The organism is Actinocrispum sp. NPDC049592 (assembly GCF_040675465.1).
In the GTDB taxonomy this organism is placed as follows: domain Bacteria; phylum Actinomycetota; class Actinomycetes; order Mycobacteriales; family Pseudonocardiaceae; genus Kibdelosporangium.
The window spans coordinates 792,185-815,226 of sequence record NZ_JBFAPA010000001.1 but is presented as its reverse complement, the minus strand read 5'-3'; the positions used below and the strand labels follow the sequence as shown (position 1 = coordinate 815,226).

Here is a 23,042-nt window from a genome sequence, read left to right as displayed (position 1 = left end):
TCCCGCGAACAACCAGGCCGGGTCCTGACCCGCTATCGGCTGTCCCGGCCGATTCATCTGGACAGCACTAGCTATCTCCCGACGGCCATCCCCTCCTGTTCCGCCCAGGCGCCGACGTCTTCGCGGCGTAGCGCGGTGGCGAGCAGGTCCGGGAACATGTCCGGCGTGCACGCGAACGAAGGCGCGCCCAGGGCGGAAAGCCGTGCGGCCAGTTCGTGGTCGTAGGCGGGCGTGCCGCTGTCCGACAGGGCCAGCAGTACGACGACCGTCACGCCGCTGGCCACGAGTTCCCGCACCCGCCGCTGCAGTTCGGTGGCGACGCCGCCTTCGTAGAGGTCGCTGATCAGCACCATGACGGTGTCCGCGGGGCGGCGGACGTGTTGCTGGGCGTAGGCGACCGCGCGGTTGATGTCGGTGCCGCCGCCCAGCTGGGTGGAGAACAGCACGTCGACGGGGTCGTCGAGGGTGTCGGTGAGGTCGACGACCTCGGTGTCGAACAGGATCATCCGGGTGCTCACCGAACGCAGCGAGGCCAGCGTGGCGCCGAACACCGCGGAGTAGATGACCGACTCGGCCATCGACCCGGACTGGTCCACCAGCAGGATCACGTCCCGCAGGGCGGCGGTGCGCGAGCGGCGGTGCGCGCCGATCAGGCTCTCCACCACAAGCGTCTTCTGCTCGGGCTGGTAGTGCTTGAGGTTGGCCCGGATGGTGGTCGACCAGTCCACATCGGACATCCGTGGCCGCCGGGTCCGGCGCGACCGGTCGACGGCACCGTTGACCGCGGCGATCAACCGGTCCGCGAGCTTGCGTTCGATCTCCTCGACCACCTTGCGCACCACCGCCCGCGCGGTCTCCCTGGTGCGCTGGGGAATCGCGCGGGACAACGACACCAGCGTGCCGACCAGGTGCACATCCGGTTCGATCGAGGACAGCAACTCGGGCTCCAGCAACAACTTGGTCAGCCCGAGCCGTTCGACCGCATCCCGCTGCATGACCTGGACGACCGAGGTCGGGAAGTAGGTCCGCACGTCGCCGAGCCACCGGTGCAGCTTCGGCGAACTGGCCCCCAGTCCGGCGCCACGCTTGCCGGACTGGTCACCGCCCCCGCCGTACAACGCGGTCAGCGCACCGTCCCGTTTCATGTCGTCCTCGCCGAGCCCGGCCAGGTCACCGGCGTCCGGCCCGAGCAGCAGCCGCCACCGGCGCAGTCGCTCGTCGCTCATACCCTCGCCCCCTCGTACAGACCCCGCACGAACTCCACGAACCGCTCGGTCCGCTCGGGATCCCCGTCGTCGGTGATCAGGTCGATCGGGCTCGCCCCGGCCGCCACCCGCTCGGCCAGCGTGCGCCGCTCGGGCGCGCTGAACCCGGTGATCGCCCGGCGCAGCAACGGCAACGCGTCCTCGAACGCCTCGCCGGGCAGCCCGGTGAGCCACTCGTCGACCAGGCCGAGCAGCCGCGAGTCGGCCGCGAGCCGGACCGCCGACCCGCGCAGGAACCCCGCGACGAACGCCGTTCCCGCCCCGGCCGCGGACACGGCCCGTTGCATGCGGACCGCGACCGCCTCGGTGTCCAGGCGTTCGGCCTCCCACAGCAACCGGCTCGCGCGGCCGCTCGGCAGCCCGTGCGCGGGCGGGTCGATGCTCACCAGCCGGTGTAAGGCATCCCACCAGCCCGCGGTGTGCTCCTCGTCGGCCGCCAGCGCGACGGCGTCGTGCGCTTTGTCCACAACGGACAGTGCGACCTCGGCCGTCTCGTCGTCGATGCCGCGGCAGGCCAGCGCCAGCCCGGCCGAGCCACGGGCCAGCAGCCCGTGCATCGCCGACCGGAGCAGCTCGGGATCGGTACCCCGCACCGACCCGTACCGGACCGTGTTCGCCAAGGCGGGCAACGCGTCCAGCAGCTCCAGCGCGTCCGTCGCGGCCGCGGCGCACCGGTCGAGCGCGGCCCGGGCGGCCGCGACCGCATCCGCCAGTTCACAGGCCACGGCCTCCTGCAACACTTCCGCGGCCTTGCCGACCGTGTCGGCCGCCTTGGCCAGGTCGAGCAGGACGTGCTCGGCCGCGTCCTCGACCGTCGCGCCATGCCGTGCCGCGGCGGCGACCGCCACGGCCAGGCCCGGATCCCACTGGACCTTCCAGGCCTCCGCGAACGTGCCGAGCGTGCTCGTCTCGTCCGGCTCGCCCCACGCCACGTCCAGCACCTGCAGCCGGCGCAGCACCTGGGACCGGCCGCGGTCGATGTCGCGCCGCAGGTCCAGCCGGTAGGCCTTCTCCGCCGCGCTCGCGGGCATCCGGAGCTTGCGCTGCAACCGTTCCAGGTCGGTCGCGAGCGGTGAGCGCGGCACACCCGCGCCCACGACGCCCAGCTCCTCGCCCACGACCAGCTGGTCGTGCACGATCCGCAGGCCGACGTCGTCCCCGCCGCACAGCACCGCCAGCGTCGCTTCGCTCACCTCGGCGAGTCCCGGCGACGGGCGGCCGCGTAAGGCTGCCAACGTGTCCGCGAGCCGCACGGCCTCGACGGCGCTCGCCGTCGAGGCGGGCAGGCCCTCTTCACGCAGGACGTGTGCGGTCCGGGCCATCCACCGCGGGACCGTGTCCTTGGTGTGCTCCCACAGGTGCGCGTACCAGCCCGGCGACTCGACCCCGGCGCCATAGCCCGAGGTGGCCGCGAGCCGGCCGTGGCTCCACGGCACCCAGCTTCCGGCGATCTTGCGTTTCTTCAGTCCTCTCAACAGGTCCGTATCGGATTTGGCGGACGGGAAGTCCTGCAACCCGGGCACGTGCCAGGCGCCGCAGACCATCACTATCGGTCCCTCGACCTCGGTCAGCGCGCGCCGGATCGCCTGGCGCATAAAGGCTTCCCGTTGCAGGGTGCGTTCGTCGACGGTGTCGGCGAACTCGTCGCGCAGCGCCGTCATCGCCTCCGCGACGGCTTCGGCGAGCTGGACCGGTTCGGCGCTGGAGTGCTCGACCACGTCCTCCCACCAGCGTTCCGGGTCGTCGAACCCGGCCGCCTCGGCAAGCACACCCAGCGGGTCCACCACGACCCGGTCGGTGTCCTGCCGTTCGTAGAACATCGAGATCCCGGCCGGCATGTCGGCGAACCGCACCTCGACCTGGTTGCGCACACCCCAGTCGAGCGCCTGCCACTCCGGGGAGAACCGCGCGAACGGCCAGAACGCGGCCGCGGCCGGGTCGGCCGCGTCGTGCAGCAGCAGCGCGACCGGCGGTGTCACCTCGCGGACGTGCGGGACCAGCTGGTCCGCGTCCGGCGGGCCTTCAACCAGCACGAGCTGCGGGCGCACGACGTCCAGGGCGGCCCGGACCATTCGCGCCGAGCCCGGCCCGTGGTGCCGGATGCCCAGCAGGGTCACCCGGTCGTCGATGGTCTTCATCATCAGGCCGGGTCCAGCTCCCGGCACGCCCGGTAGAGGTCGCGCCATTCCTTGCGCTCCTTGACGACGGCTTCGAGGTACTCCTGCCAGGCCGCGGTGTCGGACACCCGGTCCTTGATCACCGCGCCCAGTAACCCGGCGGCCAGCTCGTCAGCGCCGAGCCGGCCGTCACCGAAGTGCGCCGCCAGCGCCATCCCGCTGGTGACCACCGAGATCGCCTCGGCGGTGGACAGGCTGCCGCTCGGCTTCTTCACCTGTGTGCGGCCGTCGACCGTGCTGCCGTTGCGCAGCTCGCGGAAGATCCGCACCACCCGGCGGACCTCGTCCAGCGCGGGCGGCTCGGCCGGCAGTTCCAGCGCACGGCCCAGCTGGGCGGCCCGTTGGCTGACGATCTCCACCTCGGCGTCCTCAGTGGACGGTGGCGGCAGCACGACGGTGTTGAACCGCCGCGCCAGCGCCGAGGACATCTGGTTGACGCCACGGTCGCGGTCGTTCGCGGTGCCGATGATGGTGAACCCGGGCACGGCCTGGACCTGGAAGTTCAGTTCCGGCACCGGCAGTGCCTTCTCGGACAGGACGGTGATCAGCGAGTCCTGCACCTCGGACGGCATCCGGGTCAGTTCCTCGATCCGGGCGACCGTGCCGAGCCGCATCGCGCGCATGATCGGGCTGGGCACGAGCGCGGCCTCGCTGGGTCCTTCGGCGATCAGCCGCGCGTAGTTCCAGCCGTAGCGCACGGCCTCCTCGCTCGTGCCCGCGGTGCCTTGGACGATGAGCGTGGAGTTGCCGCTGATCGCGGCCGCGAGGTGCTCGGACAGCCAGGATTTGGCCGTGCCGGGCACGCCGACGAGCAGCAGCGCCCGGTCGGTGACGAGGGTGCCGACCGCGACCTCGACCAGGCGACGGTCGCCCACGTACTTGGGGCTGATCACCGTGCCGTCCGGCAGCGTTCCGCCCAGCACGTAACGCACGACCGCTTGCGGGGACAGCTTCCAGTGCGGTGGGCGGTGCTTGTCGTCGGCAGCCGCGAGCGCGGCCAGTTCCTCGGCGTACTGCACTTCCGCAGTCGGGCGCAGCACATTCGTTGCCGTCACTGGTGTTCTCTCCGTTCGATCTCTTCGTGAAGTTCGGTGCGCAACCGCAGGACCAGCTCTTCCGCGCCGTGCACGGGCCAGCGCGCGGCGATCCGCGTCCAGTGGTCACTGAGGACTTTCAGGTCGCCGCGCCGCAGTAACACCTCCGGCGGCCGTCCCACCCGCCAGCCGCGGTCGGCCAGTTCGGCGAACCGCTCCAGCACGACCCGCGTGACATCCGGATTCCACGGTGAGGGCAGCAACGTGCAGAAGTGGTCCAGCTCGTCGTGGTTCCACGTGCCGGCGAGCTTGATCAGCACCCGCGACAACATCTCCGCGGGCAGTTCGTCCAACGCGTCCAGCAACGCTGTCGAACTGATCGCCGCGGAAAGCTCGGTGAGCCAGGGCAACGGGTCCTCGGCCATCCGCAGGTTCGCCGCGACCCCTTGCAACAGCGCCGATCCCCACGGGCTGGCCCGCAGGATCCGCGGCGCCTTCGGCCCCAGCCACGCGAGCCAGAAGTCCGGCGACACACTCGACGCGTCCGCCCTCAACCGCGCGGATCCGGTGCGGCGGACCGGCGAGTCGCGGTACTCCTCCCGCGTGGGTTCCTTCTCGTACGGGCCTTCCGAGTTGAGGTCGAGGAAGAGCTTGACCTCAAGGCCTGCTTGAAGACGTTCCTCCGCACGTCGGGCGAGCTGCGATCCCGGAAGCCTGCGCAAGAGCACGACCGCTTCTTCGCGGACGTTGCTGGACCGGTCATCGAGCGCCTGCTCCAGCAGCGGCTCGTCCTCCGGCGCCAGCTCATGCACCAACGCGCCCACCAGGAGCTTGCGGTCCTCGACCCGCCGGAGCTCGTTCCAGTTCTCGGTGACATACGCACGGAACCGCGCCGGGTCTTGCTTCCGCGCGGCCGCCAGCCCCGCTTTCCGCTGCGCGGGCGAAAGGTCGAGGATCTCCTCGATGTCGATCTCCTCGGACTCCATCGCGCCTGCCGCCCACGACCACGCGGGACGCCGTTCGGCAAGCCACCGCCCCCGGCTGCCCAACGCCGGAATGACAGCGTCCCGCACCACAGACCGAGCCGTGCCAGCCGCCAAGACGTCGGGCAACTGCCGGTACGGCACCACCAACCCCGCGCGGTACATGGCGAGGCAACACTCGCGCAGCATCTCGTTGTCCTCCGACCCCAGAACCTGCGCGAGGATCCCGCCGATCCGCGGCCCCGCCTCCCGCCGGGTCTCCGGCGGCGCGGGCGGAATCGGCGGATACTCCGCCTCCGGCGCAATCCTCGCCCCCCTGCGCGCCAACCCAAAAGCCGCGCACTCCGCCAAAACCTCCTCCGGATCACCCGAACCGACAACAAGCCGCTGCGTAGCCTGAGCCCAGCTCATCCCGCCTCCCCACCGAAACGCGGAAAAGCAGGAAGGCCGGGCGGTGAAATGCGGGTCATGCGATGGCCTCAAGGGGAGAGTCGGGAGCTGCGGTCGCGCCGAGCCGGAAAGTGAAGCCGTCCCAAAGCCCCGCCGCGTCGAACGGGTTGCCGCCATGGATCGCCAGGGCGCGGTCCGCCGCGATGTCATCCGCGACAGGCAAAGCACGCCCGTCGACATCAATGGCAAAGAGAGTCGGCCCATAGCCTGGGGTGGTCGGCATCGCCATTCCGCTGCGGCCGTACGAGGTGGCAGCGCTACGTGAGGCCGAGTTGGCGCCGACAGCGCTCGATGACAGGGGCGCGGCGGGGGAGACCGGGGCTCCTCCGGTCGGGGTGCTGAGGGCGGAAACGTTGAGGGACGGCGTAATCAGGGACAGCTCGCCGGATGGCGTGGTCACAGATGGAGTGCCGGGCGGGATGACGAAGGACGGCGCGCTCGGAGACGCCGCACTAGGTGCGGCCGTCGGACCCGAGTCCGCCGTGGTGCCGGGCGGGGTGCCCTCGGCGCCCGAGGCGGTGGCGCTGTCCAGGGACGCCGCGTCCGTGGTGCCGGGTGGGGCGCCGTCGGCGTCCGAGGTGGCGCTGTCCACGGATGCCACGCCCGTGCTGGCGTCCGGCGACGTGCCGTGGGCGCCGGGGGCGATGGCGGTGCTCAGGGACGGCGTACCGAGCGTCGCCGGGAGGCTGAAGCTTGCACCTGCGCTGGCGCCTGGTGGGGCGCCCTGGGCGCCGGGGGCGGTGTTCTGGGTGTTTGGAGTGGTGGGGATGCCCCGGGCGGCTGGCGACAGAGCGTCGGGGATGGCTGCGGGATCCACGCCCGTGGTGGTGCCGGGTGGGGCTCCTTCCGGGCCCGTGGTGAGTGCAGCGTCCTCGGCGGCGGGGGCGATGGCGGTGCGCTCGACGTTTGGGGTGGTGGCGGTGCTTTGAGTGGCCGAGTCGGTGGCGGTGCCCTCAGTGGCCGGCGTGGCGGCTGCGTCGTGGGTGGCCGGGATGGTGGTGGTGCTTTGGGTGGTTGGGGCGGTGTCCTTTACGCCTGGGGTGGTAGCGATGTCCTGAGTGGCCGAGTCGGTGGTGGGTGTGGCGGTGCTGGGGGTGGGTGAGGTGGTGGTGCTCCCGGTGTTTGCGGTGGCGCTGGTGTTGTGGGCTGCCGGGGTGGTCTGCGTAGGGATGGAGAGGCGGATTTTGCGGCAGGTGAGGGGGTGGAGGCGTTGCCAGGGGTCTTGGCGGAGGGCGGGTTCGAGGGAGGCGAGGGCCTCGGTCCAGTTCTCGTGCAGCTCGATCGGCCCGGCGGGATGGGTGGGCTCGCGGTCGCCGACGGCCACCCGGCGCGGGGCGCCGGCGGGGTAGGGGTGGAGTTCGCCGGTGAACTCGCCGAGGGGCAGCGCGGGGCCGGCGGGGGCGTTGCCGGCGGCGTGCCGGAACACCACCACCCACTCCCGGCGAGCCCGCCCCCACACCCACTGGCGGGTGGTGCGGACCTGCCCGTTGTCCTCGTCCTTGCGCAGCAGGACCACCCAGTTGTCGACCCAGCCCGGCTTGGCCTTCACCTCCTGCTCGGGGGTGGTGAAGCCCAGCCGCATCCGGATCACGTCGGCCAGCTCGGGCGGCGGGTCGACGGCGAGCGTCGCCAGCAGGTGCAGGCCGCCCAGCCGGTCGGCGGCGCGCTCGGCCCAGTGCGGGCCCCCGGCGAACACGACCGCCGCGAGGTCCTCGAGCGCACCGGCCAGACCTGGCGCCTGGGCATCGACCATCCGCCGGGTGATCGACTCCCACCAGGCCCGGTCGCGCCCCGGCAGCTCGGCGATGCCCCGGCGCGCGGTGTCGGCCAGCCACTCACGCAACCCGGCGATCCCGCCCTGGACCGCCAGCTCCCGCGCCTCACTGGTGCGGGCGCGCTGGGCCGCCCGGCGCTCGACCGCCTCGGGTGACTCGTCCAGCTCCCGCGGAGCGCGCCTGACGTCGCGTTTGTGCTGCCACTCGCTGACCCACGGCGGCGGCTCACCGGCGGTGGTCCCGCCGCGGGCATGCAGCACCTGGACAGCCACGGCGTGCTTGCACGGGAACTTCCGCGACGGGCAGGTGCACTTCGTCACTCGGTCGTCCAGGTCGACGCAGACCTGGTAGGGGGTCCGGCCGCTGCCACGGCACAACCCCCACAGCGCGTGCTCGTCGTGCCCGAGCCCGCTCCAGTTGCCCGGCGCGGCCAGCTTGGCCGCGCTCGTGGCGACCTGCTTGTCCGGCGCCATGGCGAGCACCGCGTCGACGTCCATACTTGCGAGACCCCCTGTCAGTTGGTTCGACGGCCACTTTAGGACCGGGCACCGACAGTTTTGAGATCCCCAGGTCAGCCGTAGAAAAAGTCCGCCAGATCGGCGAGTCGGTCATGCAGTGCGGCGCGCTGCGGCGAGGCGGTGCCGACCCGGCCGGACAGCTCCTCAAGGGCCCGCAGCATCGCCGGGTCCTCGGCCTCCATCCGCTCGATGCCCGGCTCGGCCACGAGCGTGAAGAACTCGGCCAGCAGCGCCCGGACCTCCGCCGACGGACCGCCCTCGGCGATGAACCGCTCGGGCTCCGCGACCAGCCACCCGGCCAGCTCGCCGTCGGTGAGCAGCAGGTCGACGCCCGGCGCGACGGTCACCCGGTCGGCAATGGCGTCCATTGTGTACAGACACGCCAGCCGGGTGGAGTCCATGCACCGCAACGCGGCCGGCTCGTGGTCGAAGTCCGACAGCGAAGTCAGCCGCAACGAACCGGGGACGCCGGGCGTGACCGGCGACGAGTAGCTGGTGGCGTTGCGCTCCGGGATGTGCAGCTGCAGGCTTTGCAGCACACCGGTCACCGGGTCGAACCGCAGTTCGTCGTACTCCGAGAAGTACCAGTTGCCACTGCCGACCGTCCGCAGCACGTGCTTCTCATGCTCCTCCGGGCCCGCATACGGCCCGATGGTCAGCGACATGCCGGAAAGCGACAACCGGGGCGCGCTGTCGAGCTGCGCACCGGGAACGATCTCGAACATGGCAAGAGCCTAGGACCCGAGCAACCGGGCGGAGAGCCGGGCGTCTGAACAATGAGATGGGGGGACAAAAACATGAATAGTGCGGGTACGAACACATCCAGACCGTTGTCCGTGGTGATCGCGGCCGGAGGCACTGGTGGGCACATCTACCCAGGTCTGGCGCTTGCCGAGGCGATCAAAGCCGCCGAGCCGGACGTCCGCGTGACGTTCGTCGGAACGCGCCGCGGCCTGGAAGGCAGGATCATTCCCAAGGCGGGCTACCCACTGACCACAGTGGACATGGTGCCGCTGACCAAGAAGGACGGCTGGCGGTTTCCCGTCGCACTCGCCGTGGCCTCCCGGCAGTGCCGCAAAGTCTTACGTGACAACGAAGCGCACGTCGCGGTCGGCATGGGCGGGTATACCAGCGCTCCGCTCGTGCTGGCCGCGCGCATGGCGGGGCTCCCGTCGGTCATCCACGACGCCAACGCGGTTCCTGGCCGGGCGAACCGGTTTTCCGCGCGGCTGACCGAAAACGTGGCGCTGGCGTTCGAGGAGGCCGCGGACCACCTGCCCCGCAACATCGACTCCCGCACCGTCGGCATGCCGTTGGTGGCAAGCCTTGCGACGTTCGACCGGGCCGCGTTGCGTCCGGTCGCGCGCGAGGCGTTGAGCCTGCCGGACAGCAAGACACTCGTTCTGGTGAATGGCGGCAGCCTGGGCGCGGATCGGCTGAACGAGGCGGCGATCCAGCTCGCGTTGCGCTGGCGCAGGCGCACCGACGTACGCATGATCATCAAGGCGGGCAAGGGCGGTGCGGACGCGATCAACCAGCAGCTCGACGAGTCCGGCGCGCGGCACATCGCCGAATCGGTGCACTACATCGAGAGCATGGACATGATGTACGCGGCGGCGGACGTCGCGGTCTGCCGGGCGGGCGCGGCGACGATCGCCGAACTGGGACAGGTCGGCCTGCCCGCGGTGCTCGTGCCCTACCCTTATGCGCCTCATGATCATCAGACCCGGAATGCCGAGGCGTTGGTCCAGAATGGCGCAGCGGTTCTGCTTCCGGACAACGTGACCACCGCGGCCGCGTTGGAGGTCGTGCTCGGCGGTCTGGTCGACGACCCCGGCCGCCGGGAGAGGATGGCCGCCGCAGCGCTGCGCACCGCTCGTCCCCACGCCGCCCGTCACCTGGCCCGCTGGGTCACCGAACTCGCCATGGAGCACCGATGAACCCCTGGACGGGACGAAGAGTCCTGGTCACTGGCGCGGAAGGGTTCATCGGCAGCACGCTGACCCGGCTGCTGCTGGCCGAAGGCGCCCATGTCAAGGCGTTCACGCACTACAAACCCTATGGCGGGAAAGGGAATCTGGCCGGGATCGACGTCCCGGTGATCACTGGTGACGTTCGCGACGCGGGTCTCGTGCTGGACGCGATCGCCGGCTGTGAGGTCGTGTTCCACCTGGCTGCGCTGGTCGGCATCCCGTACAGCTACCAGGCGCCGGAGTCCTATGTGGCCACCAACGTGGTCGGCACGCACAACGTGGTCGCCGCCTGCCAACGCAGGGGCGTGCGTCTCGTGCACACGTCCACAAGCGAGGTCTACGGCACCGCGCGCAAGGTACCGATCGCCGAGACACACCCGTTGCAGCCACAGTCCCCGTACTCCGCGTCGAAGATCGGTGCGGACATGGTGGCGTTGTCCTACTGGCATGCCTACGAACTGCCCGTGTCTGTAGTGCGTCCCTTCAACACCTACGGGCCTGGGCAGTCCGCTCGTGCGGTCATTCCGACGATCCTGGGGCAACTGCATGCGGGTGTACGGGACATCAAGCTCGGATCGACCGCTCCCACAAGGGATTTCACGTTCGTGGAGGACACCGCCCGCGGCTTCATGGCGGTCGGCGCGAGCGACAAGGCCATCGGCCAGGTGGTGAACCTGGGCTCCGGCAAGGAGATCTCGATGGGCGCCTTGGCCGGGTTGCTGATCGACATCACCGGCGCGGACGCCAAGGTGGTGTTCGACGAGAGCAGACGCAGGCCCACGCGCAGCGAGGTCGACCGCCTGCTGGCCGACAACACCAAGGCGCACGACCTCACCGGCTGGCAGCCGCGGGTGAGCCTGCGCGACGGCCTGGCCCGCACCTCCGAGTGGGTCCGGACCCGCCGCCGTGCCGATCTGTCCGATCTGACGTACTTGGTCTAGGTCCAGTCCGGCCCGCGCTGCGCCCAGCTCCACGCGTAGCGCGGGTCCTCGCACGCGTCGGCCGCCTCGCCGAGCTCCAACGGGCGGAACGTGTCGACCATGACCGCGGTCTCATCGAACCGTTCCGCTCCCAGCGAGGCCTCCACGGCGCCCGGCTGGGGCCCGTGCGTGCAGCCCGAGGGGTGCAGGGACAACGAGCCGAGGCCGATCCCCGAGCCCTTGCGGGCCTCGTAGTCCCCGCCGACGTAGAACATCAGCTCGTCGGAGTCCACGTTGGCGTGGTTGTACGGCACCGGCACGGCCAGCGGGTGGTAGTCGACCTTGCGCGGGCAGAACGAGCAGACCACGAAGTTCGGGCCCTCGAAGGTCTGGTGCACCGGCGGCGGCTGGTGCACGCGCCCGGTGATCGGCTCGAAGTCGCGGATGTTGAACGCCCACGGGTACAACGCTCCGTCCCAGCCGACCACGTCGAACGGGTGGTTCGCGTAGGTGAACCGGGTGACGCCCGCGCGGTGCCGGACGAACACGTCCACATCTTCGCCGTCGACCAGCAGTGGCTCCGTCGGGCCGCGTAGGTCGCGTTCGCAGTACGGGGAGTGCTCCAGGAACTGGCCCTTGGCCGACAGGTACCGCTTGGGCGGTCCGATGTGCCCGGTGGCCTCCAGGACCAGCAGTCGCAGATCGTCACCCGGGACCACGCGATATGTACACGATGTCGGGATGACGACGTAGTCACCGTCGCCGACCGTGAGTGCGCCGTAGATGGTCTCCACGACGGCAGTACCCGTCTGCACGTACAGCAGTTCGTCGCCCGCAGCATTGCGGTACAGCGGCGACGGCTGGGTGGCGGCGACGAAGCAGATCTTCACGTCCGCGTTGCCGAACAGCAGGCGGCGCCCGGTGACCGCGTCGACCTCGGCGGGGGCGTCCCACTTGAGGTCCTGCGACCGGAAGTGCCGGGGCTTGAGCGGCAGGTTGGGACTGGTCGAGCGCTCGTCCGCCACCTGCACCGCGTTCACGATCGCGGTCGGCAGGTTCCGGTGGTAGAGCAGCGCGGAGTCGCTCGAGAACCCCTCGACACCCATGAGTTCCTCGGCGTAGAGCCGCCCGTCGGGCGCGCGGAACTGGGTGTGCCTCTTGCGCGGGATCTCGCCCACCTGACGGTAGTAGGGCATCAACCCTCCTGCGTTCGATATGCGGACATCTTTGTTCGGTTCCGGGTACGCTACTAGCGTGTCAGCCGTGTCAAGCGCAGTAGAACTCCCGCCGCCCGGCCCTCGAGGTGTTCCGCCCCTGCTCGCGAGGCTTGTCGACGATGCCGCCCTGTTCCCGCCGGGCAACGCAGCCATGCCCGCGGCGGTCGCCGCGCACCTCGAGTCGCGCGGCGGCAACCGCGCGGGGGTGATGGGCCTCTTCCTCTGCCCCGCGTCCCGGCTGCCGGAGCTGATCACCGAGCTGATCAAGGCCAAACCGGTCAAGCCGGTGGCCCTGTCGCTGGTGATCGACACCGGCCTCGGCGGCGTGCCCAAGGCGTTGTCGATCATCGAGTCCCGGACCGAGCTGCTGGCGCTGCGGATGGTGGAGATGCCCGCCCCGTCCGATGTGGACGACCAGTGGCTCGAGCGGGTCTCCGAGTTCGTCCCCGAGGACGTGATCCGGGTGATCGAGCCACGCCGCGGCGGCAAGGAGTGGCTGGAGAGCATCCGCAAGGTCGCCGAGCACGGCAGCTGGCCCAAGCTGCGCTGCGGCGGGCTGAGCCAGCAGGCCTTCCCGACCATCGACGAGGTCGCGGACTTCCTGTCGGTGGTCGCCAATGGCGGCACGTCGTTCAAGGCCACTGCCGGCCTGCACAACGCCGTTCGCCACACCGACGACGAGACCGGCTTCACCCACCACGGGTTCCTGAACCTACTCGTGGCCACGGGGCGGTCGTTGTCCGGTGGCGACGTCCGTGAGGCGCTGGGCAGCACGGATGCGGAGGCGCTGGCCAAGGAGGCCGGTGAGCTGACCGACGACGCCGCACACGCCGTGCGTGGTGTCTTCGCCTCCTACGGGTCATGCTCACTCTCCGAGCCGGTGGCCGACCTGGAAGAACTGGGGCTGCTGTGACCTGGGTGCAGGACGAGGGGTTCACCGCTGACGCCCCGTTCGGGCCGCAGACGCTGCCCTACGGCGTCGTCGACGGGCAGCTAGCAGTCCGCGTAGGCAACCAGGCACTGCCGTTGCGCCCGATCGCGCACGAGTTCGGTGCGTTGGCCGACGTGGTCTCCGCGGACTCGTTGAACCCGTTGCTGGCCGCGGGCTGCCCGGCGTGGACCGAGGTACGCGCGCGACTGACGGAGCTGACTACAGCCTTGTCGGCACCGAGGGGTGCGACGCTGCTGCCGATCGACGACGCGGTGCTGCCGTTCACGGTCGCGGACTACGTGGACTTCTACTCGTCGAAGTACCACGCGGAGAACGCGGGCCGGATCTTCCGGCCGAAGGACGAGCCGCTGCTGCCGAACTGGCTGCACCTGCCGGTCGGGTACCACGGGCGTGCGGGCACGGTGGTGGTGTCCGGGACGCCGGTGGTGCGTCCTAACGGCCAGCGGCGCAGCAAGGACGGCCCGGTGTTCGGGCCGAGCCAGAAGCTGGACATCGAGGCCGAGGTCGGGTTCGTCTGCGGCGGCCCGGTCACCTCGCGCGTGTCGACGTCGGCCGCGGCGGACCACGTGTTCGGCGTCGTGCTGGTCAACGACTGGTCCGCGCGGGACATCCAGGGCTGGGAGGCGCAGCCGCTGGGCCCGTTCCTGGGCAAGTCGTTCGCGACGTCCATCTCCGCCTGGGTGACGCCGTTGGACGCGTTCTCCGCGGCCCGTGTGCACACCCCTGCACACAAGCTCCTCGACTACCTCGTCGAGGACGCGCCGTGGGGCCTGGACCTGGTGCTGGAGGTCGACTGGAACGGGACCGTCGTGTCCCGGCCCCGGTTCGCCGACATGTACTACTCGTTCGCCCAGCAGCTGGCGCACATGACCGTGAACGGCGCGACCGTGCGCCCCGGCGACCTGTTCGCGTCCGGCACCGTCTCCGGGCCGAACCGCGACCAGCTGGGCTGCTTCCTGGAGATGAGCTGGGGCGGCCGGGACAAGATCACCCTTGCCGGTGGCGAGCAGCGGACCTTCCTGGAGGACGACGACACAGTGCGGATCACTGCGACCGCACCCGGTCCGAACGGCTCCGTGGTGGGCCTGGCCGAGGTCGCCGGCACGGTATCCCCGGCCCTGCCGTGACCTCCACCGCCGGTGCGCACGGCAAGGAGAGTTCGCTCACGCTGGACCGGGGGCTGGCGCTGCTGCAGGCGGTCGCCGACTCGGAGTCCGAGGCGCCGACCATCAGCGACCTCGCCGCGGCCATCGGCGCCAGCCGGGCCGCGGTGTACCGGTTGCTCGTGCCGTTGCAGGCGCGTGGGCTGGTGCGCCGTGAGGGGTCACGTGTCCGGCTGGGACTGGGGTTATTGCGGTTGTCCGCACGGGTACTGCCGCAGCTACGGCATGCCGCGTTGCCCGCTCTACGGGAGCTGGCGGAGTCCATCGGTGCGACGGCACACCTGACAGTCGCCGACGGGGACGAGGCACAGGCTGTGGCTGTCGTCGAACCGTCGTGGACCGCGTACCACGTCGCCTACCGCGTGGGCACCCGCCACTCGCTGCGCAAGGGGGCCTCAGGCAAGGCGATCCTGCTGCCGTTCGACGGGCCCGAGTGGGTCGCGACCGCGGGGGAGCTGCAGGCCGGGGCGTACGGGATCGCGGCGCCGGTGCGCGGGGTCGCGGGCCTGCGGGCGAGCGTCGGCGTGGTCACTTTTGAGCGTCTGCACGCGGAGGTCGTCGGGCCTCAAGTGGTCCGGACGGCTGCCGAGGTGGCCGCTGCGTTGCGGTGACCGCCGGGATCGCCGCCGCCGAGATCACCGTCAGCGTGATCCACAACAACGGCAGGCTTACGTCCAGCAGGCTCGTGAGCAGCGCGGGGCCGACGGCGATGGCAGTACCCCAGGAAAGCTGGAACAGGGCGCTGGCGCGGCCCTGAGCGCCCGCAGGCGCTGCCTCTGCGGCCGCGGCCGTCGACAGCGGGCTGAAGATGGTTTCCCCGATCGACATGACCGCGCTCGCCGCCACCATCACCGCTAGGGTGGCCGGTGTTGGCAGTGCGGTTGCCGCGGCCATCGCGGCGAACGACCCCGCGAACAGCGCCGCGCCCAGGCGCATGCCGTTGCTTCGCGGGTGTCGTTCCGCGACCCGCAACACCGGTTCCTGCGAGACCACGTACACCGTTGTGCCAACGATCATGGCCACGCCCGCGACCCACTGCGGCCCGTGCAGCACGTCGATCACCACGATCGGCAGCACCGAGTACTTGCTGGTGCTCGCCAGGCAGAACAGGAGCTGCGTGGCACAGATGGCCACATACCGCCGGTCCCTCAGCACGACGGACCAGCGCGCGGTCACCGTGGACTCACTACGGGGCAGCTTGATTCCCCACAGCATCGCGCCGCACACGCCCAGCACCCCAGCGATGACGTACGTGACGACGACGTACAGCGTGGGGTCACCCGTGTTCGGCATGACTGCTGTCAGTCCCGCGCCCACTCCGAAGCCTGCGAATCGCCCGATGGACTGACGGCCGAGCAACCGCTCCACGTCACGTGGACCAGTACTCACCGCACGCGCATAGGGCGCGTTGGCGGTCCAGAACAGCCGGTCGCCGACGCTGAGCACGACGGCGGTCAACGCGGCCTGCCAGATGGTCGTGACCTGGGGGTAGTACGCGAACCCCAGCATCCGCACCACATTGGACGCCACCACGAGTGTGTTCGGTCCCACACGGTCGAGCAGCATGCCCACGGCGGGACCAACGGTCAGTCCCAACAGGCCGCCGATGGTCTGCCCCAAGCCTGCCGTCGTCAACGGCAAATGCTGTGCGTGCACCAGAAACAGCAGCGTGAACGGCGGCCACAGTCCGCTCGCGGCGGAATCGATCGTCGACGCGATGGCGAACCGCGTACGCACGTCACACCCCCAGTAGGACCTAGGTCCCGGCAAGAGGGGACTGGCGACCGAGGCGGTCATCCCTGGCCGGAACGAACATAAGTCTCGTGGACGTTCTCGACTTGGCACGATGGCAGTTCGGGATCACCACCGTCTACCACTTTCTGATGGTCCCGCTCACGATCGGGCTGGCGGTGCTGGTCGCCGGGATGCAGACCGCCTGGGTGCGCACCGGCAAGCAGAAGTACTTCGCGATGACGAAGTTCTGGGGCAAGTTGATGATGGTCAACTTCGCCATGGGCGTGGTAACCGGCATCGTGCAGGAGTTCCAGTTCGGCATGTCCTGGAGCAACTACTCGAAGTTCGTCGGGGACGCGTTCGGCGCGCCGCTGGCGATGGAGGGCCTGGTCGCGTTCTTCGTCGAGTCGACCTTCCTCGGCCTGTGGATCTTCGGCTGGGACCGGCTGCCCAAACGGGTGCACCTGGCCTGTGCATGGGCGTTCTCGCTGGCCACGATCGGCTCGGCGTACTTCATCCTGGCGGCCAACTCGTGGATGCAGCACCCGGTCGGCGTGTCCCTTGTGGACGGCAAGCCGCGGCTGAACTCGATCTGGGCGTTGCTGACCAACAACACCGCGTTGGCCGCGGTCCCGCACACGGTCGCCGGGTGCTTCGCGGTCGGTGGGGCGTTCCTGGTCGGCATCGCGGTCTGGCACCTGAGCAGGCGCAAGGAGAACACGGACGTCTGGCGCGCGTCGCTCAAGCTAGGCGGGTGGGTGAGCATGGTGGCGTTCGCCGTGCTCGCGATCACCGGCGACATCCAGGGCAAGCTGATGTTCCAGCAGCAGCCGATGAAGATGGCGGCCTCGGAGGCGTTGTGCCACACCGAGCAGCCGGCCAGCTTCTCGGTCTTCGCCTACGGTGACGTGGCCCGGCCGGACTGCGAGAACGTCAAGTCGATCACCGTGCCCGCGCTGCTGTCGTTCCTGGCACACAACGACTTCTCGTCCGAGGTCAAGGGCGTGAACGACCTTGTCGGGGAGTACCAGGCCAAGTACGGCACGAACTACCCGGTCGACCCGGCGCTGGGCGAGCTGTCCGGCAAGCCGATCGACTACGTGCCCAACCTGCCCGTGACCTACTGGGGCTTCCGGCTGATGATCGGCCTGGGCGCACTGTCCACAGTGGCCGCCGCAGCCGTGTTGTGGCTGACCCGCAAGGGCCGGATGCCCGCGTCGAAGTGGTTCCGGTGGGGCGCGCTGGCCGGGATCGCCATGCCGTTCCTGGGCAACAGCGCGGGCTGGATCTTCACCGAGATGGGCCGTCAGCCGTTCGTGGTGGTGCCCAACCCGACCGGTGTGGACGGCGTGTGGATGTTCACCGCGCGCGGCGTGTCCGGGCTGACCGTCGGCGAGGTGCTCACCTCGTTGATCCTGCTGACGGTGACCTATGGCGCGCTGGCGGTGCTCGAGTTCTTCCTGATCCGGCGGTACGCCCGAGCGGGTGTGTCGGGCGTGCTCCCGCCGGGTTCCGCCGACAAACAATCCGACGCCTTGGCGTTCGCGTACTAGGGAGGTGACAGCGTGGACCTCGCCATGGTCTGGTTCGTGATCATCGTGTTCTTCTGGCTCGGCTACCTGTTCCTCGAGGGTTTCGACTTCGGTGTGGGCATCCTGCTGCCGGTGCTCGGCCGGGACGAGACCGAGCGCCGGGTCATGGTCAACACGATCGGCCCGGTGTGGGACGGCAACGAGGTCTGGCTGATCGTCGCGGTCGGCGCCACCTTCGCGGCGTTCCCAGGGTGGTACGCGACTTTGCTGAGTTCGGCGTTCCTGCCGCTGCTCGCCGTGCTGCTCGGCCTGATCGGGCGAGGCGTCGCGTTCGAGTACCGCGGCAAGGTGGACTCGGTGCGGTGGCGGCGGAACTGGGACCGCGTGATCGTCGCCGGGTCGCTGCTGCCCGCCCTGGGGGTCGGCTTGTTGTTGTCGTGGAACGTGCTCGGCCTGCCGATCGATGCGTCGGGTAACCGGGTCGGGTCGCCTTTCGCGGCGCTGCAATGGGAGACGCTGCTCGGGGCGCTGGCGATCGTCGGGTACTCGGTGGTGCACGGCGCGGTGTTCATCGCTTTGAAGACCGTGGGCGAGATCCGGGTGCGGGCCCGGACGCTGGCCCTGCGGATCGGGCCTTGGGCGTTGGCTCCGCTGCTGGGGCTGCTGCTGGTGGTTCAGCTGCGGTCCGGGTCTTCGTGGACCTGGGTCTCGTTGCTGGTCGTGGTCGCCGCTGCCGGGCTCGCCCTGATGCGGCTGACAGGTTCGCACGAAGGTCAGGCGTTCGCGCTACTCGCGGTGACCATTGTGGGCGCTGTGGTGACACTTTTCGGGGCTTTGTACCCGAACGTCCTGCCGTCCACTGTGGATCCGGCGTTCTCGTTGACCATCACCGACACCGCGTCGAACCCCTACACGCTGCAGGTGATGACCTGGGTCGGCGGGATCGGCGCGCCCGCGGTCCTGGTGTACCAGGGCTGGACGTACTGGGTGTTCCGCAAACGGATCGGCACCACGCACATCCCGCCGGTGCACGTCCCATGAGCTCTCCCGGCCGGCTGACTCCCGCCCTTGTCCGGACCGGGAGAGGCCCGCTCGGCGCGTTGCCTTCGGGGGCGCGCCGAGCGTTGGCCCTCTGTTTCGTGCTCGCGGTCCTGTCCGCTGTGGCACTCGTCGCGCAGGCTTGGTCGTTGGCTTCGGTAGTCACTGGCCATGGTCTGCTGTGGGTGCTAGCGACTGCCGTTGTCGCGCGTGCACTGCTGGGGTGGGCTACACAGGTCGTCGCCGCTAGGGCTGCGGCTGGCGCTAAGGAGTCGCTGCGGGCTTCGGTGGTGGCGACTGCGGCCGCTCGTGGGCCTGAATGGGTCGCCTCTCAGGGCGCTACTTCGTTGACCGTCGTTGCCACAAAGGGGCTGGACGCGCTCGACGGGTACTTCACGACGTACCTGCCGGCACTCGTCACCGCTGCCGTTGTGCCGGTGTCTGTTGGCGCTGCTGTGTTGTTCGCGGACTGGCCGTCGGCTGTGGTGCTCCTCGTGACCGTGCCTTTGGTGCCGGTGTTCGCGATCCTGATCGGACAGTGGACCGGCGACCGGGTGGCTCGCGCCGCCGACGCGACCACCCGGCTGTCGAGTCACTTGCTCGAACTCATCCGCGCTTTGCCTGTGCTGACCGCCTTCCGACGTGCGTCGGCACAGGCTTCGGCCGTTCGCCGGGTCTCTGACCAGCACCGCAAGACCACGTTGTCGACCTTGCGCGCCGCCTTCGCCTCGGCCTTGGTGCTGGAGCTGCTGGCCACGCTCTCGGTGGCGGTGATCGCCGTGATCATCGGCGTCCGCCTGGTGTCCGGCGACCTGACGCTGACCATCGGCCTGTTCGTCCTGATCTTGGCCCCGGAGTGCTACTTCCCCTTTCGCGCCGCCGGGGCCGCCCATCACGCCAGCGAGGACGGCCTCGAAGCCGTCCACCGCGTCCAGTCACTCACCGCACCTACCCGGCCCTCCGATGGGGTTGTGTTTGTCCCTGATGGGTCTGTCGACGTCCGGGTCTGCGGGGTGCGGGTGGCGCGGCGGGACGGGTTCGCGCCGGATGGGGCTTCCTTCGAGGTCCGCCGCGGGGAGATCACGCGGCTGGAATGGGCCAGCGGCGGCGGGAAGTCGAGCGTTGTCGGAGTTCTGCTGGGGTTTGTGGAACCTGCTGAGGGCGTCGTCGAGGTTCGCGCGGCAGACATCGACTGCTGGCGCCGGAAGGTTGCCTGGGTCCCGCAGCGACCCGCTTTCGCCGGCGAGACCGTCGCGGACGAGTTGCGGCTGGCGGTGAGCGACCGGAACGTGCCGCCGAGCGTTGACGAGCTGCGCGAGGCCGCCGCGCTCGCGGTCGCGGATCACCTGCTGGACCGGCGGATCATCGAACTGTCCACAGGGGAGCGTCAACGGGTCGCGATCGCGCGGGCTCTGTTGCGGGTCCGACGCGGTGCACGCGTGTTGCTTCTGGACGAGCCGACCGCACACCTCGACGCGGCGACCGCAGGCCGCGTGATGGCGGCGATCTACCAGGCGGCCGACGACGGTGTGGCGGTTCTGCTTGCCACACATCGCAAGGCCGAAGTCACCGATGTGGCGCCTGTCCAGTCCACTGTGGAGGCTGCAGACGTTTCTGTGGGGGATGCGAGGGCCAAGCCGAGGCTGACCCGGAGGATGGTCGTGGGGGCCATCCTGGGAGCGGTCGCGCTCGCGAGCGGGGTGGCGCTGACCGCGACCTCGGCTTGGCTCATCGCCAAAGCGGCCACCCAGCCGCCGATCCTCACGTTGTCCGTGGCGATCGTCGGTGTGCGGACGTTCGGCCTGGCCAGAGCCGGTCTCCGGTACGCGGAACGACTCGTCACCCACGACGCTGCTTTCCGCGCGGCGACCGATCTGCGGGTTCGGCTGTGGGAACGGCTGGTTGCGTTGGGCCCGGCGCGGACGGCTGGCCTTGCGCGTGGCGAAGGCCTGCGGAAGCTCGTCGACGACGTGGACGCTGTGCGTGACCTGACGCCACGGGTGCTTGTGCCGCCGATCGTCGCGGCCGTGGTGTGCGTGCTCGCGGTGGCGATCTGTTCGGTCATCGACCCCGTTGCGGGTTTGGTGCTGGCCGGAGCGATGCTTGTCGGCGGGATCGGTGCGCCGGTTGTGGCCTGGCTGTTGGACAAACGGGCGACTCTCGCGTTGGCTTCGGGGCGTCGTCAGGTCGCGGAGGGTGTGCTGGGGTTGTTGGAGGCTGCGCCGGAGCTGATCGTTTTCGGTGCGTACCAGCAGAAGCAGGCCGATCTGGCGGCCACGGACGCTGCTTTGACTGCGCGGGCGCGTCGGCAGGCGTTCGGTGCGGGTGCTGCGACGGCGTTGATCACCCTGGCTACTGGGTTCGCTGCTGTTGTTGGCGCTGCGAGTGGGATTCCTGTGCTGGCTTTGGTTCCGCTGGCGCTGGCTGAGGCTTTGGCTCTGTTGCCACCTGCGCTGCAGCATCGGGAGGCGCTGGTCGCCGCCTATTCACGGGTTCAGGCCTTGTTGAACTCGCCTCTGCCGCAGACAGAGCTTCCGGCGCACAGTGCGGGCGTGCACTTGAAGAACGTCGATGTGCGGTGGCCGGGCGCGGCGGCTCCGAGCCTGCGCGATGTGACCCTCGACATCCCGGCGGGCTCACATGTGGCCGTGGTGGGGCCTTCCGGGGCGGGCAAGTCGACGCTTTTGGCGCTGTTGCTGGGGTTCCTGCCACCCGAACGTGGCATCGCCCAGGTGCCTGCGCGGGTGGCGTGGTGCCCGCAGGAGCCGCAGCTGGTGTCGACCACCATCCGGGAGAACCTGCGGCTCGGTGACCCTTCGGCGAGTGACTCCCAGCTGGCCTCGGCGCTGTGCGAGGCGGGTCTCGGGCACTGGGCGGACCGGCTGGACGACCTCGTCGGCATGGTGTCCGGCGGCGAGGCCGACCGGTTGGCGCTGGCCAGGGCGTTGGTCGCGGCGCCGCACGCCGACCTCGTCGTGCTCGACGAACCGACCGCGCACCTCGACGTGCCGACCGCCACAGCGGTGCTGCACGGGCTCGCGACCCGGCTCAAGGGACGGACGTTGGTGCACGTCACCCACCGTCCCGCCGAGGCGGCCGCCGCTGACCTGGTGATCCACGTGGACCAGGGACGGGTGGCATAGCCTGGTGCTTGTCATGGATCCGACCCTTGCCGCGCGGGCACTGTCCGCGTCCACCGAGATCGCCACGGCTGCCCTGTCCGGTGACGACCCCGAGGCAGTGCTCAGCCGTGTCGTCGCCTGTGCCGCGGAACTCGCCGAAGCCGACCTCGGCCTGGTGATGGCCCGCGGCGACGACGGCAGGCTCACGATCGAGGCCGCGCACGGCCACGCGGGCGGCGAGAATCCGGTCGGCCTGGTCCTGTCCACCCGTAGTTCTGCGGCCCGCGTTGCCCGCAGCGGCATCCCCATCGTCGTCGACGACGTCACCACCGATCCCCGGACGTCGCCGTTCGTGCCCAAGGAACTCTGGGGCTTCGGACCGTTCGCCGCCGCGCCATTCGGCACACGGGAACGCCGTCTTGGCGCGCTGACCGTGTACCGGCGTCGCGGCGGCCCTCCGTTCACCCCGGCCACCGTCGAGGTCCTCACCGCGTTCGCCGCCCAGGCCGGGCTCGTCCTCGTTCTCGCCGAGGGCTCCAACGCGCGGCAGCGGATCGCCGTGTTCGAGGAACGCGAACGCATCGCCCGCAACCTCCACGACGTGATCATCCAGCGCCTCTACGGCGCCGGCATGCAACTGGACCTCCTCGTCCGCCGCCCCACCAAACGCCTCGCCAAAGCCGACGCCACCCGTCTCGCCGAAGCCGTCGACGAACTCGACGCCACCATCGCCGACGTCCGCGCCACCGTCCGCGCTCTCCGAAGTCCAGATCCCACCTCCCCGGCGGACCTCGCGGAATCGGTCCGCCAAGAGGTCGCCACCGCAGGGGAGTTGCTCGGCTTCCAGCCGGTTTTGGACATCTCCGGCGACCCCTCGGTTGTCCCTCCGGACGTCGCCGACCACGCCCGCGCCGCACTGCGCGAAGCACTGTCCAATGTGGTCAGACACTCGGGTGCGAGCCAGGTCCGCGTCCGCCTGCTGATCGACAAGAACCTCGAACTCGACGTCATCGACAACGGTTGCGGCATCCCCCCGGGCGTCACCCGCCGCGGCCTCAAGCACCTCGAGGAACGCGCCGAGGAAGCCGGCGGCCACTGCCAGGTCAGGTCTTCGGCCCGCACCGGCACCATGGTCACCTGGAAAGTCCCCCTCCACCCATAGCCCGCCACTCGCGCTGTCGGCCGCTTC

The 23,042-nt window shown here is 70.1% G+C and carries 17 protein-coding genes; 9 read left to right on the top strand and 8 right to left on the bottom strand.

Annotated elements, in window-relative coordinates:
* Positions 1-71 precede the first annotated feature (71 nt).
* From AB0J95_RS03865 to AB0J95_RS03840, 6 genes are all read right to left on the bottom strand, one after another.
* A complete protein-coding gene (locus AB0J95_RS03865; protein WP_364751874.1) occupies positions 72-1,226 on the bottom strand; it encodes a VWA domain-containing protein in 1,155 nt (384 codons plus the stop codon).
* The gene (locus AB0J95_RS03860) at positions 1,223-3,451 is read right to left on the bottom strand and encodes a DUF5682 family protein (RefSeq protein WP_364751871.1); all 2,229 of its coding nucleotides are present in this window, start codon (positions 3,449-3,451) and stop codon (positions 1,223-1,225) included. Before AB0J95_RS03860 ends, AB0J95_RS03865 begins: the two co-directional genes overlap by 4 nt.
* Complete coding sequence (locus AB0J95_RS03855) at positions 3,406-4,497, bottom strand: AAA family ATPase (RefSeq protein ID WP_364751868.1); 1,092 nt, start codon at positions 4,495-4,497, stop codon at positions 3,406-3,408. The genes AB0J95_RS03860 and AB0J95_RS03855 overlap by 46 nt, the downstream gene beginning before the upstream one ends.
* Entirely contained in the window at positions 4,494-5,870 is a 1,377-nt protein-coding gene (locus AB0J95_RS03850) for a DUF5691 domain-containing protein (RefSeq protein ID WP_364751865.1), read from the bottom strand. Before AB0J95_RS03850 ends, AB0J95_RS03855 begins: the two co-directional genes overlap by 4 nt.
* A 55-nt stretch (positions 5,871-5,925) precedes the next feature.
* A complete protein-coding gene (locus tag AB0J95_RS03845) occupies positions 5,926-8,181 on the bottom strand; it encodes an SWIM zinc finger family protein (RefSeq protein ID WP_364751862.1) in 2,256 nt (751 codons plus the stop codon).
* A gap of 74 nt (positions 8,182-8,255) precedes the next feature.
* On the bottom strand, positions 8,256-8,927 hold the full coding sequence (locus tag AB0J95_RS03840) for a hypothetical protein (RefSeq protein ID WP_364751859.1): 672 nt from the start codon (positions 8,925-8,927) through the stop codon (positions 8,256-8,258).
* A 114-nt stretch (positions 8,928-9,041) separates the two neighbouring features.
* Between AB0J95_RS03840 and murG the strand changes: the two genes are divergently transcribed.
* Both murG and AB0J95_RS03830 read left to right on the top strand, forming a co-directional pair.
* Positions 9,042-10,142 (top strand): undecaprenyldiphospho-muramoylpentapeptide beta-N-acetylglucosaminyltransferase, encoded by a 1,101-nt coding sequence (murG, locus tag AB0J95_RS03835; protein WP_364751856.1) that lies wholly within the window; start codon positions 9,042-9,044, stop codon positions 10,140-10,142.
* Entirely contained in the window at positions 10,139-11,116 is a 978-nt protein-coding gene (locus AB0J95_RS03830) for a GDP-mannose 4,6-dehydratase (protein WP_364751853.1), read from the top strand. Before murG ends, AB0J95_RS03830 begins: the two co-directional genes overlap by 4 nt.
* Here AB0J95_RS03830 and AB0J95_RS03825 read toward each other — a convergent pair.
* Positions 11,113-12,291, bottom strand: a complete 1,179-nt coding sequence (locus AB0J95_RS03825; RefSeq protein ID WP_364751850.1) for a homogentisate 1,2-dioxygenase — start codon at positions 12,289-12,291, stop codon at positions 11,113-11,115. The genes AB0J95_RS03830 and AB0J95_RS03825 overlap by 4 nt on opposite strands.
* Before the next feature lie 67 nt (positions 12,292-12,358).
* Here AB0J95_RS03825 and AB0J95_RS03820 point away from each other — a divergent pair, with 67 nt between their 5' ends.
* From AB0J95_RS03820 to AB0J95_RS03810, 3 genes are read left to right on the top strand one after another with little or no spacing between them, the layout of a single operon-like run.
* Positions 12,359-13,225, top strand: a complete 867-nt coding sequence (locus tag AB0J95_RS03820; RefSeq protein ID WP_364751847.1) for a hypothetical protein — start codon at positions 12,359-12,361, stop codon at positions 13,223-13,225.
* Entirely contained in the window at positions 13,222-14,391 is a 1,170-nt protein-coding gene (locus AB0J95_RS03815; protein ID WP_364751844.1) for a fumarylacetoacetate hydrolase family protein, read from the top strand. Before AB0J95_RS03820 ends, AB0J95_RS03815 begins: the two co-directional genes overlap by 4 nt.
* Positions 14,388-15,038, top strand: coding sequence for a helix-turn-helix domain-containing protein (locus AB0J95_RS03810; RefSeq protein WP_364751841.1), 651 nt, complete (start codon positions 14,388-14,390; stop codon positions 15,036-15,038). Before AB0J95_RS03815 ends, AB0J95_RS03810 begins: the two co-directional genes overlap by 4 nt.
* Here AB0J95_RS03810 and AB0J95_RS03805 read toward each other — a convergent pair.
* The gene (locus AB0J95_RS03805) at positions 14,956-16,164 is read right to left on the bottom strand and encodes an MFS transporter (RefSeq protein WP_364751838.1); all 1,209 of its coding nucleotides are present in this window, start codon (positions 16,162-16,164) and stop codon (positions 14,956-14,958) included. The two genes, AB0J95_RS03810 and AB0J95_RS03805, sit on opposite strands and share 83 nt — an antisense overlap.
* A gap of 86 nt (positions 16,165-16,250) precedes the next feature.
* Here AB0J95_RS03805 and AB0J95_RS03800 point away from each other — a divergent pair, with 86 nt between their 5' ends.
* Genes AB0J95_RS03800 through AB0J95_RS03785 form a run of 4 tightly spaced genes read left to right on the top strand, consistent with a single transcriptional unit; the run spans position 16,251 to position 23,015 of the window.
* The gene (locus AB0J95_RS03800) at positions 16,251-17,714 is read left to right on the top strand and encodes a cytochrome ubiquinol oxidase subunit I (RefSeq protein WP_364751835.1); all 1,464 of its coding nucleotides are present in this window, start codon (positions 16,251-16,253) and stop codon (positions 17,712-17,714) included.
* Positions 17,715-17,726: 12 nt separating this feature from the next.
* Positions 17,727-18,734 carry a cytochrome d ubiquinol oxidase subunit II gene (cydB, locus tag AB0J95_RS03795; protein WP_364751832.1) on the top strand — a complete coding sequence of 336 codons (1,008 nt, stop codon included), beginning with the start codon at positions 17,727-17,729 and terminating at the stop codon, positions 18,732-18,734.
* Positions 18,731-21,874 (top strand): thiol reductant ABC exporter subunit CydD, encoded by a 3,144-nt coding sequence (gene cydD / locus AB0J95_RS03790; protein ID WP_364751829.1) that lies wholly within the window; start codon positions 18,731-18,733, stop codon positions 21,872-21,874. The genes cydB and cydD overlap by 4 nt, the downstream gene beginning before the upstream one ends.
* A gap of 13 nt (positions 21,875-21,887) precedes the next feature.
* Positions 21,888-23,015: a GAF domain-containing sensor histidine kinase gene (locus AB0J95_RS03785; RefSeq protein WP_364751826.1), complete on the top strand. Its 1,128-nt coding sequence runs from the start codon at positions 21,888-21,890 to the stop codon at positions 23,013-23,015.
* The last annotated feature ends 27 nt before the right edge of the window (positions 23,016-23,042 follow it).